Source organism: Flavobacterium resistens, assembly GCF_900182645.1.
Taxonomy (GTDB): domain Bacteria; phylum Bacteroidota; class Bacteroidia; order Flavobacteriales; family Flavobacteriaceae; genus Flavobacterium; species Flavobacterium resistens.
Window position 1 is genome coordinate 244,028 of sequence record NZ_FXTA01000001.1, and the last position, 16,413, is coordinate 260,440.

Annotated in this window: 11 protein-coding genes; 5 read left to right on the forward strand and 6 right to left on the reverse strand. The window is 32.4% G+C overall.

Going from position 1 to position 16,413, the window contains the following annotated elements:
* Positions 1–12 precede the first annotated feature (12 nt).
* The 3 genes from FN795_RS01060 to FN795_RS01070 all read right to left on the reverse strand — a co-directional run bounded on the left by FN795_RS01060 (position 13) and on the right by FN795_RS01070 (position 4,354).
* Positions 13–3,297, reverse strand: coding sequence for a T9SS type B sorting domain-containing protein (locus FN795_RS01060; protein WP_142448864.1), 3,285 nt, complete (start codon positions 3,295–3,297; stop codon positions 13–15).
* A 16-nt stretch (positions 3,298–3,313) separates the two neighbouring features.
* Positions 3,314–3,862 (reverse strand): DUF1697 domain-containing protein, encoded by a 549-nt coding sequence (locus FN795_RS01065; RefSeq protein WP_142448865.1) that lies wholly within the window; start codon positions 3,860–3,862, stop codon positions 3,314–3,316.
* An 81-nt stretch (positions 3,863–3,943) separates the two neighbouring features.
* Complete coding sequence (locus FN795_RS01070; RefSeq protein WP_142448866.1) at positions 3,944–4,354, reverse strand: hypothetical protein; 411 nt, start codon at positions 4,352–4,354, stop codon at positions 3,944–3,946.
* A gap of 295 nt (positions 4,355–4,649) precedes the next feature.
* Here FN795_RS01070 and recG point away from each other — a divergent pair, with 295 nt between their 5' ends.
* Positions 4,650–6,758 carry an ATP-dependent DNA helicase RecG gene (gene recG, locus FN795_RS01075; RefSeq protein WP_142448867.1) on the forward strand — a complete coding sequence of 703 codons (2,109 nt, stop codon included), beginning with the start codon at positions 4,650–4,652 and terminating at the stop codon, positions 6,756–6,758.
* 285 nt (positions 6,759–7,043) lie between these two features.
* Here recG and FN795_RS01080 read toward each other — a convergent pair whose 3' ends face one another.
* From FN795_RS01080 to FN795_RS01090, 3 genes are all read right to left on the reverse strand, one after another.
* Positions 7,044–7,646 carry a PAS domain-containing protein gene (locus tag FN795_RS01080; RefSeq protein ID WP_142448868.1) on the reverse strand — a complete coding sequence of 201 codons (603 nt, stop codon included), beginning with the start codon at positions 7,644–7,646 and terminating at the stop codon, positions 7,044–7,046.
* A gap of 61 nt (positions 7,647–7,707) precedes the next feature.
* Entirely contained in the window at positions 7,708–8,574 is an 867-nt protein-coding gene (locus FN795_RS01085) for a hypothetical protein (protein ID WP_035643943.1), read from the reverse strand.
* Between the two features lie 25 nt (positions 8,575–8,599).
* Positions 8,600–9,196 carry a peroxiredoxin family protein gene (locus tag FN795_RS01090; RefSeq protein WP_142448869.1) on the reverse strand — a complete coding sequence of 199 codons (597 nt, stop codon included), beginning with the start codon at positions 9,194–9,196 and terminating at the stop codon, positions 8,600–8,602.
* A gap of 541 nt (positions 9,197–9,737) precedes the next feature.
* Between FN795_RS01090 and FN795_RS01095 the strand changes: the two genes are divergently transcribed.
* From FN795_RS01095 to FN795_RS01110, 4 genes are all read left to right on the forward strand, one after another.
* Entirely contained in the window at positions 9,738–10,796 is a 1,059-nt protein-coding gene (locus FN795_RS01095) for an efflux RND transporter periplasmic adaptor subunit (protein ID WP_142448870.1), read from the forward strand.
* A 111-nt stretch (positions 10,797–10,907) separates the two neighbouring features.
* Positions 10,908–14,006 carry an efflux RND transporter permease subunit gene (locus FN795_RS01100; protein WP_142448871.1) on the forward strand — a complete coding sequence of 1,033 codons (3,099 nt, stop codon included), beginning with the start codon at positions 10,908–10,910 and terminating at the stop codon, positions 14,004–14,006.
* A gap of 65 nt (positions 14,007–14,071) precedes the next feature.
* Positions 14,072–15,382: a TolC family protein gene (locus FN795_RS01105; RefSeq protein ID WP_142448872.1), complete on the forward strand. Its 1,311-nt coding sequence runs from the start codon at positions 14,072–14,074 to the stop codon at positions 15,380–15,382.
* A 29-nt stretch (positions 15,383–15,411) separates the two neighbouring features.
* Positions 15,412–16,275 carry a bestrophin family protein gene (locus FN795_RS01110; RefSeq protein ID WP_035643951.1) on the forward strand — a complete coding sequence of 288 codons (864 nt, stop codon included), beginning with the start codon at positions 15,412–15,414 and terminating at the stop codon, positions 16,273–16,275.
* Positions 16,276–16,413: the final 138 nt, after the last annotated feature.

Genomic DNA, 16,413 nt, shown 5'->3' on the forward strand with positions numbered 1-16,413 from the left:
CATTATTTTATTTTATCTTTTTAAAGAAAAATGTCCTTTAAAAATTTTGCTTTGATTGTCTAAATTTATCGTAAACCAATAATCATCAGCTGCTAGATTTTCGCCATTAAATTTTCCATTCCATCCTATATCTTTTGAGTTTAGCTCTTTCAGCAATTTTCCATATCTGTCATAAATATATATTTTAGCATTTGGATATTTCTCAAGACCATTTATTTGCCAGAAATCATTATAACCATCATCATTTGGAGTTACAAATTTTGGGTAATCCAATAATGTTACATCTTCAACATATTCGCCACACCCGTTCATATCTCGTACGTGTATTTTATAATTACCTCCTAAAAGATTAGTAAAAATATTACTTTGCTGATAGGTTATTCCATCAAGAGAATATTCAAAAACTCCATCTCCAGATGCTATAACTTCAATTTTACTGCTGTCAAATTCGTCGTAAATAAGCTTTTCAATCTTAGGCAGCTTTGATCGTGACAAACTAAAAGGAAAACTATTTTCGCAAGTGATTCCATTTTGTTTCTTTTTAATCTTGATAATATAATTACCTTCATTTACAATTTTTGCTTCGTTCGTAATTGAAACAACATTCCCATTTTCAGATTTCCATTCGTATGAATCAAAATCTGAATCTACAGAAAGCAACAAATATGGTTCTAAATCGCACAATGCATATTTTTCATGTAAACTGACTTTCGGCAATGCATTTACAATTAAATCAAAGCTAGTTTCTGAAAAACATAATGCATTTAAACTATTCTGGACCTTCACAAAAATAGTCTGTTTATTTGCAGTTGTATTTTTATAGATTTCGGGAAGCGGACTAGGCAAAACATTTCCTCTCTCGTCTTTATATATAATTGTTAAACCAGATTGATTTCCTATTAATTGACTCTGTATACCAGTTGTGTTAAAACTTGCAATTCCACTTCCTTCATCACAAGAATATAAGTTTTCTGGCTGATTGATTACTGGTTTTGATGACGTTTTAAGCTCTAAATTTGTTTCAGAATAACAATTTGTCATTTTATTTGTTACACGAACTTTAATGTTTTGATTGTAAGGAGTGGTATTGGTAAAAGGATTAGGTAAAGGGTTACTCATTTGAATTCCTTGGCTGTTGTAGTATGAAACTTGCATATCTACCTGTCCTTTCAGCACATTTTTTTCTATTTCCGAAGTATCAAAAAATTCCGATATTCCGTCATTATTATCATCACAACCAATCAAACTACTTAAATTATTAGCAATTGGTAATGGGCTAACGATTAAATTGATTTTCGTTTCAATGAAACACTCATTATCAATATTTGAAATCTTTGCTTTAATAAAATCATTTTGCTTAATTATATTTCTATAATTTGATGAAAGCGGAACAGCAATACTTTTATTAGAACTGTCAAAATAACTAATTTTCACATTCATCTGATTTGATAAAAGTATGCCTTCAACATTAGTCAAATCAAATAAAGAAAATCCATCATTATTTATATCACAAACAACAATATCATTAATATTATTTGCAATAGGTGCCGCCTTAACATTAATAGTAAAATCTTTTATCGTATAGCAAATTGACTTCTCTGTACTTTGAATTCTAGCAAAAATATTCTGCTGAGTACTTGCAATCGTGTACAAATTAGGTAATTTATTGGTTTTATTCTGAGCGTCAATTTGAGATAAATAATACGTTATTTCATATTGATCAGATGGCAAACCGTTTAATATTTCAGCATCTTTTAGAGCATGAAAATCAAACTGTGCATTTTTATCACAAGTTGATATATCTGAAGGCTCTGCAACGACTGGTTTCCCGATTATTGTAATAATTTTTGTCAATGTTTCGACTTTAGCGCCTTTAGTGTAAGTCGCGGAAACTGTATAAGTACCCTTTTTTGAAAAAGTATGTGTTGGTCTTGGTAAAAGTGATTCGTTTAAAGCAGCTGTTGAATTATCATCAAAATTCCATTTCACATTATCTACATCATTATTGAGCGAAAATGAAGCATCAAAATTACAATCGCACGAATTGTTCAACATTATTTTATCTGGGTAAATAATTTGCGTTGCAAGATTTTCATATACATAACTTATTTCATCATCCCTTGGATTTTCGGTTCTTCCATAGTACAATATATCTAAATCTTTGTCATTATCATAATCTCCAAAATCAATTCCGCCACTATAATTCACGGGCAGAGCATGAGGCTTTTCAATAAAATCACCATTTTTGTTGTTCATATAAATTGTAGTAATTTTATATATAGAACCACTATAATTAATAAAGTCTAAAAAACCATCATTGTCTAAATCCTGTAAATGGAGTTGACATAAAAGAACCATTGGATTGCTTAAAACCTTTGTATTGGTAAAATTCATATTTCCATTATTAACATAGAAATAAAGTTTTGCATCATTATCTTCACTTTGCAGGTTAAGTTTAGTCGTTCCTGTGAATACAAAGTCTGGTTTACCATCATTATTTATATCCCCAACATCTAATCTAACATAGCTTAATTGAGGAAGATCTAAATCTATTTTCTTAAACTTAAAATTACCAAGGTTTTTATAAATTTCAAATCTTCTTTCGGTAAGAGTTGATGATCCCATGATCACATCTTTTAATCCGTCTCCATCAAAATCAACCCATTTAGCTGTATTAGCTGTCAGATTTCCAAGATCTCCGCTAATAGCATAAATACCGGTATTTTCCACTTTTGTAAAAGTATCATTGCCTGTATTTTTAAAAATTCCTAAATCAAATTTACCAAGAGAATTTATACCTACATAATGAATATCTAATTTCCCATCGTTATCTATATCAACCCAATCAACCGAACAGTTGCCTAATTTAGGAAGCGAATGCGGGATCTCTACAAATTCACAGCCATTATTTATGTTTTTATAAATCTTTGTGATATAATCCTCTTTATAACCACTTGTAGTTCCCGTATAGATTAAATCCAGTGTTCCATTATTGTCATAATCTCCCCAAGCATACCATCCGTAAATTGTTCTTGGTATATTTGAGATTGGACTTTCTGTAAATGTTTTATCTCCATTATTCTTGTAAAAAACGGCATGTCTAAAATCACCAGCAGGACCAAGATCAAGTCCAGTCGCAAAAACATCTAATAAACCATCTTTATTATAATCAACAAATGATGAAAAGCCCAGATAACCGCCTTTAAAATCTGTCGTTGAGTTTACTAGTTTAAAATTTTGAGATTTTGATGAAAAAGAAAAAAGAATAAAAAATAGAAAAAGTATTTTTTTAAGCATAAGAATAGGTCGTATATTAATTACACTCCTCAGAGTACATTTTTAAAAGGTTTGTAACTGTATTCCAGTTTCGAATTGTTACAATAACATTTAGTTTTTTCTCAATATATTTACCTTCAAGCCTAGTTTTTCCAGCACCAACGGCATATTTAATAAAAATTCTGTTGCCGTCAATACTTGCTTCATCTGGTTTAAACTGACTGATTTTTAAATCGTTTATATTTTCACTTTTCAAAACAGTCGAAACAAAAGCAACATAAAGTTTTTTGGTGTCTAAATCTTTTTCTTTGAAATACGGACTGTTTTTAAAACATAGCTCTAAATCTTCTTTTGCAATAACAATTACAGGAACTTCATGTCCGAAAACTTTAAAAATTTCCTGTTTAATCATAAAACCAACTTTCGAAGCTTCTTCTTCACTATCGACAAAAACATTTCCAGATTGCAGATAGGTTCTGATATTTTGAAATCCGATGTTTTCCAGCATTGTTTTCAAAGCCTCCATTTTCATCATATTATGACCAGAAACGTTGATGCCGCGTAAAAGTGCTAAGTGCGTTTTCATATTCAAAGTTTATTAAAAAAGAAAAAAGTATTCAATTTAAAAAAACAGAATACTTTTAATTGTTTAGCAAACTTACGGTTTTTATTTTGCTTTTTTATATGTATAGCCTCGATCACACATACTCGCATTATCATTTAAATGACCTGATTTATCTAAAGTTAAACTCTCAACTAAACCACCTGTACAACTTGATATTAAAAAATTTTGCTCTGTGTATGTTAAAACAAAAGTAGTTGCGTTTTCGGTAGTTTTTATTTCAAAAGTTCCTGATAAAGTTGTGATCTTATTATCATAATTTCGTGTTTTTGTAAAAGTATTATCTTTATTAAATTGATACGAAAATTGTGTCGAAGATGGATCGTTTGCGTACGGCTGATCTGCATACTGATTCCATTTTCCATAATAATCAGAAACTACTACATCATCAGAATCATTGTTTGAACAAGAAATAAGCGTCAGAACCAAGCTAAATAATAGTACAAATTTTTTCATTTTTTCTAAAGTTTTAAGGTTAATTATTAGTAAGACTTAACTTTATAAAAATAGTTGCGTCATAAGCTATTAAGTTAACAGTAAGATAATATTGAAAGTTTCAAAACGTTATCAAAATAAAAAAAGGGAATAGACATTACATTTTAAAATTTCCTAATTAAAATCTATCTTCGCTTTCACAAAGAAAATAGAAGCAAGAGTAAAGAATATAGATGTTTTTTTAGTCTAAACTCTTTCTTCTTTGCTCTATTTTATAAAATCTAAGCCAGTCTAAAAATCTAAGAAGTCTAAAAAAATGTCAAACAATCTCCTTGAAACCCCAATCGAATACTTAAAAGGCGTTGGCCCGAGTCGTGGTCAATTGCTTCGTAAGGAATTGGGAATTCATAAATATGGAGATTTAGTCAATTTTTTTCCGAATCGATATATTGACAGAACCCGTTATTATAAAATTAATGAACTTCAGAATACAGGAACAGAAGTTCAGATTATCGGAAAAATAATCAATATCAAAACCGTTGAATTTGCTAAAAACAAAAAACGTCTGGTTGCCAGTTTCGTTGATGATACGGGGCAAATTGAACTGAATTGGTTTCAAGGACATAAATGGATTCGTGAAAGTTTGAAACTGAATGAAACTTTAGTGATTTTTGGAAAATGTTCTTTATATGGAAGCCAATTCAGTATGGCACATCCGGAAATTGAACTCTTGACAGAACACGAAAGAAGCCTCCGTTCTGCCATGCAACCGGTTTACCCTTCTACAGAAACACTCGCCAACCGTGGAATTTCCAACAGAACCGTCAATAAAATGATGGAACAATTGTTTATTGAAACACAGGCTTTATTTACTGAAACTTTTCCTCCTTATTTAATAGAGGAATTGAAATTAATTCCTAAAAGAGCCGCCTTATTTAATATACATTTTCCAAAAAGCACTGATATTTTGGCAAAAGCCCAATTCCGACTAAAATTTGAGGAATTGTTTTTTATTCAGCTTCAATTAATTACCAAAAACTTAATCAGAAAGCATAAAATAAAAGGACATCCGTTTTCTAAAGTTGGTGAATTATTTAATGACTTCTATCAAAATCACTTGCCTTTTGACTTGACTGGCGCTCAAAAAAGAGTAATCAAGGAAATCCGAACTGACATGGGAAGCAACGCTCAAATGAATCGTTTGCTCCAAGGTGATGTTGGTTCCGGAAAAACAATTGTTGCCTTTATGAGCATGCTTTTAGCAATTGACAACGGTTTTCAGGCTTGTTTGATGGCGCCTACAGAGATTTTGGCCAATCAACATTTTATAGGATTATCGGCATTTGCAAATACCTTAAATATCAATATTAGGATATTGACGGGTTCAACTAAAACTTCTGAAAGAAAAATTATTCATGAAGAACTTGAAAACGGAAACCTGCAAATTTTAATTGGAACGCATGCTTTATTAGAAGACAAAGTTCAGTTTAAAAATCTAGGTTTGGCTGTTATTGATGAGCAGCATCGTTTTGGCGTGGAGCAACGTTCAAAATTGTGGAAGAAAAATGATATTCCGCCACATGTTCTGGTCATGACAGCAACACCAATTCCGAGAACTTTAGCCATGAGTTTATATGGAGATTTAGATATTTCTGTAATTGACGAATTACCGCCGGGCAGAAAACCTATTCAAACCGTCCACAGATACGATACAAACCGATTGAAGGTATGGAAATTCCTTCGTGATGAAATTGCACTGGGAAGGCAAATTTATATTGTTTATCCGTTGATTCAGGAATCTGAAAAAATGGATTACAAAGATTTAATGGATGGTTACGAAAGTATTTCGAGAGATTTTCCGTTGCCACAATATTCGATTTCGATACTTCACGGAAAGATGAAACCAGCAGATAAAGATGCTGAAATGAAACGATTTTCTGAAGGAAAAACCAATATCATGGTAGCTACAACTGTTATTGAAGTTGGGGTTAACGTGCCGAATGCCAGCGTTATGATTATTGAAAGTGCAGAGCGTTTTGGATTATCACAATTACACCAATTACGAGGACGAGTTGGTCGTGGTGCCGAACAAAGTTATTGTATTTTAATGACCAGCCATAAACTTAGCACCGATAGTAAAACCCGAATGGAGACTATGGTTGGAACCAATGACGGTTTTGAAATTGCCGAAGTAGATCTTAAACTTCGTGGTCCTGGTGATTTAATGGGAACTCAACAAAGTGGTGTTTTGAATCTACAAATTGCTGATATTGTAAAAGATCGAGATATTTTATCTTTGGCCCGAAACTATGCAATGAAAATTCTGAAAGAAGACAGCGCACTGCAAAAACCAGAACATGCCGTTCTAAAAGCTGTTTTTATTGAGTTGACAAAAAAGAAGAATATTTGGAATTATATTTCTTAGTTTAAGATGCTAAGATTCTGAGGTACTAAGGCTCTAAGTTTTTTTTATGTTCAAAGTACAAAGATTAAAATGACAATCAAATTTGATTGTCATCCTGAGCGAAGCAGAAAGCTAATGGAAAAACTTAGAACCTTAGTACCACAGAATCTTAGCAACTTTTAAAAAACTTCACTGCATCAAACTTTAAAATATTCTATTAGTTTTTCTTGGTGATTAGATTTGTTGGGGGACAAATTTAAGGTTGAATATCTTGATTGATACAGCAAAGTTTTTTGAATTTTATACTTATTTTTTAGGAGTTTCTTTCTTTTCAAAAAGTCCGCTAAACAAACCTTTACTTACTTTATTTTTGTCATCTTTTCCTGTTGCAATAAGATGATCAATATATTCCATGTATGTTTTTTTGCGCTCTTCCAGAAAACCAATCAGATATTCTTCAGATGCTAACATGCCGCTGGCTTCCTCTATATGCAAAAGTTTTTTGTACAAGGGTTCAATAAATTTAACTACAATATCTTCCGGAACAGATTTTCGAGTTCCAAAATAACCAACGATTTGACCATCAGAATCGGCTATAATTTTAAAATCGGTAATTACCCAATAGTATCTGCCCGTTTTTGACATATTCTTGATGATGGCATGAATATTCTTATTCGATTTGATACTGTCCCACAAAAATTTAAAAATTACTTTGGGCATATCAGGATGGCGTATAATATTATGAGCTTGTCCAATCAATTCAAATTCATCATAGCCAGATACGTCAATAAAATCTTCATTGGCATATAAAATAGTTCCCTTTGTGTCCGTTTTGCTAAGTAATATTTTATTTTTATTCCAATCAACTTCTCTTTCTGATGGCGTTGGGCGGGTAATTCTGGTATCCATAAATTTTCTGCATTTAAAATTAATATATGTTTACATTGTTGCGGGTAGTATTAAAATTGAGTTAATGATTTGGATTTGTTTTTCCACTAACTGACTTAAAATGAATATCATTCACAAGATCATCAATTTTTTTAGCGCTTTCTTTCATCATTTCTAGATAATTTAAAAGCTGATCGTTATCAGTATGCCCTTTTGAAACATCAATTAGTTTTAAAACCGAACTCACAGGCATTTTTAAATCTAAAGTTGTTTTGTGAATAAAATCATTATACTCTTTAGTAGCCGACATAGAGCTGAATTTTGCAGAAGCCAATTTGATATTTTCCAATTCATATTCGTCAGAGATTTTTGAAATATGATTTTGACTATGTGCTTTAAAATAATAAGCCCAATATCCGTTCATAAAAAACACAGCACCTGCTAATACAACGTGCACTAAAAAAGTTTCCATATCAAAATTCACTTGCGAAAAATAAATTTGCAAGCCATTTGCATCGTTGTATACATAATTTTGAAGATAGGCTAAAGCACCGTGATGCAATATAACCAAAAGAGTCAAAGGTATTTGTAATTTCCAGTTTTGATAAATAATTAAAATTGTACTCGCCACAAAAACGGTAAAGTGCATTTCAAACAAACCATGCATTTGATAAATGTATTGCGCCATAAAAATGGCTAGTACCACTGAAAGCACATATTGATAAAACTTAGAATTTTTAAGAAAAAATTTAGCCGAATAATAAGCCAGTAAATTCAGTGTTCCTACTCCTGCTCCAATCTCCCAAGTATCATATTTAAAGGATAAGGCGATACCAAGAAGAAAGTAGACCGCAAGAACATAATTAATAATTGTATCGGATTTTTCTGTCATTGTAGACATAAAACTGTGCAGGTAGTCCTGCTCATTCAAACTAGCTTTTCTTTTCATAAATTAGGTAATTAAGGGGTTAGATTTATTTAGTGCATTTTGGTAATGAACATCCGTACGCTCTTAGTGCCAAAGCATCAAATGATGGGGCATTTGTATGTTTTAATAAAGATTCTATTGCCTGCTGGGCATAATTGGTTTCAGAATCGGTACAATATCTTGTTTTATTGTAATTCCCCCGAAAATATAATTTTTGTGAACTATCTATTAATGCGGCCTGCGGTGTAGAGAAAACGCCGACACTTCTTGCAATTTCCCGATCAAAATAAACAGGAATTCTGGCATCAAATTTCTTCTGAATTTCTTCAATACTAACGCTCTTTTCATTGTTAATGACTACTATTTTAAAATTAACGCGGTCACCATATTTTTTTATCAGTTCGCTTACATGAGGAGCATTAAATCGGGAACAAGGACATTCCGGATTAAAAAAATGGATAAAAACTGGTTTTTGATCCATTGTACAACATTTTAGATCAATTTTAGCTCCTGTTGCGACAGCCACATAATCCTTAGGAATGGGGGTTGGAAGACTGTACTGAAATTCATTTTTCCAAAACAAAACCGATATAGCAGCAAAAAGCAAAGAAAGCCATAAACCCAGAAGTAGTTTTCTCTTCATAAATAAATAGATTTTGAATTAAAAATATAAACAGTTGTTAATTTTGAAATTTTATTAATGCGCAAAAAATCAACTCTAAACAAATAAAAAACCTACAAATATCAATGCTAAGTACAGAAAAACGATATGATTCATACTAAAATACCGTTGTTTTGTTTAACCTTATCAATGTTACAAATAAAATCGATAAAGCACAAAATAATTCAGATAAAATGCATTCAAAAAAAAATACTGTACGTTTTTTCTGTAATTATTTCCGCGTATTTTTACTTTTTTTGTAAACAAAAACCTACTTTAAGAATTGTTCTTTTTAGATAAAAACCACAAGTTCAGATTAAAAGCTAATTTTGAGAATAAAATTTGATATTTTTTCTCAACAGCGTTAAACCATTGTAAAGAAAAATAGTCTAAACTTCGCAGCTAAGTAAAAACTTGTACATACAAATGTTAAATTAAGAGTAAGCTCTTTCGTTTTCGCATCAAAAAGTTAAATTTGTTAGCTACAAAAACAAAAAACCAAAAAATATATCACTTTAATTTTATGAAAGTAAAAAACCTAATTTATGCCTTGATTATTATTGTTTTAGGAGGATTCATTGCTTACAGGGTAATGTCCAATAAAAGCAAAAATGACGAATCAAAAAAATCTGGTGACAAAGACAAGCCGACAACTGTTACTGGTATTGTTGTTAAAACAGCCACTTTTGACAACAATTTATCTTTGTCAGGATCAATTGAGGCAAATGAACAAATTGAAATCAGAAGTGAAGTGTCAGGTATTGTCGAAGGTATTTACTTCAACGAAGGAAGTTATGTAAATAAGGGTCAGGTGCTTTTCAAAGTTAATGATATTGAATTAAGAGCTCAGCTTCGTCAGGCACAAACCAGAGAAGGTTTGGCTGGTGAAAACGAAAGAAGAGCAAAATTACTTCTTCAAAAAGAAGCCATCAGTCAAGAAGAATTTGATGTAGCAAACGCAGATTATGCTTCAGCAAAAGCACAAACACAATTAATAAAAGCGCAAATTTCGAAGACTTCAGTTAAAGCTCCTTTCTCAGGAAAAATTGGTTTGCGTAATATTTCTCCGGGAACGTACATTACACCAACAATTTTAGTTGCAAAATTAGTAAACACAGGAAAATTAAAAATCACTTTTTCAATTCCTGAAAAATATGCTACACAAGTAAATAATGGATCGAACATTGACTTCACCGTTTCTGGCTCAGACAAAGTTTACAATGCTAAAATATATGCAATAGAACCAGAAATCGCTGTAGCAACAAGAACTTTGCAAATTCGCGCGATTGCAGATAATATTGACGGAAAACTTTTCCCAGGAACATTTGCCGATGTAAAACTTCCTCTAAACATTATAAAAGATGCTATTGTGGTTCCATCTGAAGCTATTGTTCCTGTACAAAGCGGAAAAAAAGTTTATATCTCAGATATGGGGAAAGCCAAAGAAGTTATGGTTGAAGCAACTACTCGTACAGATTCGTCAATCTTAATTTTATCTGGACTAAAAGCTGGTGATACTCTGGTAACAAGCGGTGTAATGTCTCTAAAAAATGAAGCACCAATTAAAGTTATCGTGAAATAATTTTAGATTTCAGACTTTGGATTTCAAATTAAAAAACGAAATCTAAATCAATTAAAATAATTATAGATTTTAAGTTAAATCAACAATTTAAAATCTAAAATAAAAGCATATATGAGTTTATCAACCACAAGTATAAGAAGACCCGTTTTAACGATTGTACTGAATCTTTTGATTATTCTGTTCGGTTTCATTGGTTATACCTTTTTGGGTGTTCGTGAATTCCCTTCTATTGACCCGGCGCAAGTTTCGATTAGAACAAATTATACCGGAGCCAATTCAGACATTATTGAATCGCAAATTACAGAACCTCTTGAAAAAGCTGTAAATGCTATTGACGGAATTAGAAATATTACTTCGTCAAGTAATCAGGGAAGCAGTAATATTACAATCGAATTTAACTTAGATAAAGACTTAGAAGAAGCGGCAAACGACGTTCGTGACAAAGTTTCACAAGCCATCAGAAGTTTACCGCAAGATATCGACGCACCTCCAGTTGTATCAAAAGCCGATGCAGATAGTGATGCCATTATTTCGATGACAGTTCAAAGTGATTCAAGAAATTCACTTGAATTAAGTGATTATGCCGAAAATGTAATTTCACAACGTTTAGAAACTATTCCGGGCGTGAGTGGCGTGCAAATTTGGGGACAAAAGCGTTACGCAATGCGTTTATGGATTGATCCGGCAAAACTGGCGGCATATGGCTGTACAGTTGCTGAAGTCCGCAGTGCATTAAACGCTCAAAACGTTGAACTTCCGTCAGGAAAACTTACAGGAAACAACACTGAACTTACTGTAAAAACAATTGGAAATTTATCTAAACCGGAAGAGTTCAACAATATTATTATTCGCACCGACGGAGATAAAATTGTTCGTTTTAGCGATATTGGTGGAGCTGAATTAGGACCAGAAAATATCGAAACAAAATTAAGTCAGTCTGGTTTGCCAATGATTGGTTTGGCAATTGTTCCCATGCCTGGTGCAAATTACCTGGATATTTCGGCAGAATTCTACAAAAAATATGAAGCCTTAAAAAAGGATCTTCCAAAAGATATCAAACTTAATATTGCTCTAGACAATACTATTTTCGTAAAAAAATCAGTTCTTGAAGTTGCTGAAACACTGGGGATTTCAATTCTTTTGGTAATCATTATTATTTACCTTTTCTTTAGAGACTGGGCGATTGCATTTAGACCTTTAATTGATATTCCGGTTTCATTGATTGCTACATTCTTCATTATGTGGCTTTTTGGATTCTCGATCAACGTATTAACTTTATTGGCAATTGTGTTAGCAACAGGTTTGGTGGTAGATGACGGCATTGTTGTAACCGAAAATATCTTCAAAAAAGTAGAAGAAGGAATGTCTCCAATTGAAGCTGCTATCAAAGGTTCAAATGAAATTTTTTACGCTGTAATTTCGATTTCGGTAACTTTGGCTGCAGTATTCCTTCCTGTAATTTTCTTAGAAGGTTTCGTAGGTCGACTCTTTAGGGAATTTGGAGTTGTAATTGGTGCTGCAGTACTAATTTCTGCATTTGTATCTTTAACGCTTACGCCAATGTTGAACGCTTATTTAATGAAAGGCGGCGAGCAGAAAAAATCAAAATTCTATATTAAAACCGAACCATTTTTTGAAAAGATGAATAGCAGTTATGCAGAATCACTTTCAAAATTTATGGACAAAAAATGGATCAGTTTCCCAATTCTTATTGCTTGTTTCGGATTGATTTATTTGTTTTTTACAATTCTTCCAAAAGAAACCGCTCCACTTGACGACAGAAGTTCTGTAACAATGCGTATGACAACGCCTGAGGGTTCATCATACGAATATACAGACCGCTTTATGCAGGAAATCTCAAAATTAGTTGATGACTCTATTCCGGAGAAAAAAGTGAGTTTGGTTATTACAGCGCCTGGTTTTGGAGCTTCGGCTACCAATACAGGTTTTATCAGACTTTCATTGAAAGAACCAGATGAACGTAAAGCTGCACAAAAAGACATTGCTGATAAATTAACAAAATGGACTAAAAGATATCCTGAAGCTAAAACTGCCGTTCTTCAGCAGCCTACAATTGCTGTAAACAGACGTGGAGGTTTACCAATTCAGTATGTTATTCAGGCGCCAAATTTTGAAAAACTAAGAGAAAAAATTCCTTTGTTCATGGAAGAAGTTGGTAAAAGTGATGTTTTCTCAACAACAGATGTAAACTTAAAATTCAACAAACCTGAAATCAATGTTAGCATCAATCGCGAAAAAGCCGAGAGTTTAGGAATTTCTATTTTAGATATTGCTCAAACATTGCAACTTTCTTTGAGCGGACAACGTTTTGGTTATTTTATCAAAAACGGAAAGCAATATCAGGTTATTGGCCAATTTGATCAAAAAGACCGTTCTAAGCCATTGGATTTAACTTCGATGTTCGTTAAAAACAACAAAGGCGAATTAATTCAGATGGACAACGTAGTGGATGTTGAAGAGCAAAGTAATCCGCCACAATTGTATCACAATAATCGTTATATGTCGGCTACAGTTTCTGCCGGTTTGGCTCCAGGAAAAAGTATCAGCGACGGTATTCAGGAAATGGATCGTATTAAAGCAAAAGTTTTGGACGAAAGCTTCACAACTGATTTAAGTGGAGAATCTAGAGATTTCGTAGAAAGTAGTTCAAATACATCTTTCGCTTTTGGATTGGCATTGCTTTTAATCTTTTTAATTCTGGCTGCACAATTTGAAAGTTTTATTGATCCGTTCATTATTATTTTAACGGTACCAATGGCCGTTGCAGGAGCTTTATTTTCGCTATGGCTTTTCAATCAGACTTGGAATATATTTAGCCAGATTGGAACCGTAATGCTTATTGGATTGGTAACTAAAAATGGTATTTTGATTGTCGAATTCGCGAATCAGCTTCGAGAACAAGGAAAACCAAAATTAGAAGCCATTTTAGAAGCTTCAGAAGCGCGTTTACGCCCAATTTTAATGACCAGTTTAGCAATTGCATTAGGAGCTTTACCAATTGCGATGTCACTTGGAGCAGCTTCTACAAGTAGAATTGGTATGGGAGTTGTAATTGTTGGAGGAACAATTTTCTCTCTTGCATTGACACTTTTTGTAATTCCTGCCATTTATTTAATGTGGTCAAAACAAAGAAAACATTATCCAGAATTTGATCATATCGACGAATACGAAAAAGAAAGTATAAAATAGCAGCTAAAAAATCATGAATTTTACAAAATGTAAAATTCATGATTTTCTGGTAAAAGAATATAAATATGAACATCAAGAATATATACAGCACTTTACTAATTCTCTTCTTTTGCATTATTAAAACAAATGCGCAAGGAGTTTTGACTATTGAAGATGCTACAAAAATCGCTTTAGAAAACAACTTTGAAATCAGAATTGCAAAGAATAATTCGAAAATTAGCGAAACAAATGTTACAATTGGAAATGCAGGATTACTTCCAACTGTCGCGGCTACGGTAAACGATAACAATAGCGTTACAAATTCATCGCAGACACGTCAGGATGGAACTACAACTTCTTTAAACAATGCAAAAAATAACACTTTAACTTACGGAGTTGGTTTAAACTGGACTGTTTTCGACGGAATGAAAATGTTTGCGCGTCTGGATCAATTAAAAGAACTTCAAAACTTAGGTGATTCTGAATTAAGAAGAACCGTTTTGATCAAAATTGTACAGGTAAATTCAGCTTATTATGATCTTGTACAACAACAGCATCAATTGGCTGCTTTAGATACGACAATCGTAATTTCTAAGCAAAGATTAACATTGGCACAAAACCGTTTCAGTATTGGAAAAGCCTCAAAATTAGAGGTTTTAAACGCTCAAGTCGATCTAAACTCAGATCAGGTTGCTTTATTACGCCAAAAAGAAACATACGCAAATGCTAAAATTTTACTGAACCAATATTTAGCACGTGACCCTAAAATTGATTTCACTGTAACCGATTTAGTTACGGTTGACAATGCGATGAATCTAGCTGAATTATCTGATTTGGCACATAAACAAAATCCGGCAGTAGAAGCTCAAATTATTAATAAACGTATTGCTGAATTACAATTAAAACAAATAAAAGCAGACCGTTATCCGGTTGTAAACTTAACATCTGGTTATAATTTTTCAGAGAATCAGTCAAGTTTAGGATTTACGAGCCAATCGTCTTCGAAAGGTTTTAATTACGGTTTTAATGCACGATTAAATATATTTGATGGTCTGAATCAGCACAGAAATGAAAAAGTCGCTAAAATCGAAATCGAAAATTCACAGATTGCTATTGATCAACAAAATATGATTTTAGACACACAGTTGAGCACTGCATTTCAAACCTATCAAACAAACTTAGGATTAATTGATTTAGAAGAAGATAACGTAACAATTGCTAAACAAAACTTGGATATTACGTTAGATAAATTTAGAATTGGAACTATCACAACACTAGATTTCAGAACGGCACAATTAAATTATGTCAACGCAAAAGTGCGTTACAGCAATGCTCAATATCAAGCAAAATTATCTGAAATTGCCTTGAGAGAATTAGCCGGAAATATTAATTTTTAATCTAAATTTGTTTCAAAAAACAAATATAAATGATCGCATACAATACAAAAGAATGGTTTAGTTTTATCTTTCATTTTCATAAATCAGACACTATCAGGCAATTATTCCCTGTAATGATTGGCATTGGTATTTATGCGGGCATTGTTGGTTATGTTGAAGTAATTTACTTTGGAATTGATGAAAACCATTATCTTAAAAATATTCCCGTAATGCACGGAATATTAGGTTTTGTGATTTCACTTTTATTGGTTTTTAGAACAAATACTGCATACGACCGCTGGTGGGAAGCCCGAAAATTATGGGGTGGCTTAGTTAACAACAGCCGTAACTTTGCGATAAAACTTTCGGCTATTTTAAAAGATGAAAATGACCGAAAGTTTTTCAGAAAGTTTATCCCTGGATACGCTTCTATTTTATACAAACATTTGAACAACTCCGAAACTGCGAAACAGCTTTTTGAAGACGTTGATTTAGAATTGGATCATCATAAACACAAACCGAATCAGGTTAAGCAAATGATGTACAATAAAATCAATGCCTTGTATGAATCAAAAAAAATAACCGGAGACCAGCTTATCATTTTAAACGCCGAATTAGTTGCTTTTACAGACATCTGTGGCGCTTGTGAACGCATAAAAAACACACCTATTCCCTACTCTTACAGCGCTTTTATAAAGAAATTTATTTTCTTTTATATTATGACTTTGCCTTTTGGTTATTCCTTGAGTTTGGGTTATTATGTTGTTCCTGTAGTTGTTTTTATCTTTTATGTTTTGGCCAGTTTAGAATTAATTGCCGAAGAAATTGAAGATCCTTTTGGAGATGATGAGAACGATCTTCCAATTAAAAAAATATCAGAGAATATCAAAAAACATGTTGAAGAATTGATTTAAATCTTCAATATATAAGCTGTTTGAAAATTTCATAAAAGACAATTGTCTTCCCAAGAAAATTGCTTATTACTTTTAAATTCTGATAAACGCCTTAAATTTGGGATAAAAAACCAAATATTTTTTTTCTTTCTCCAATCC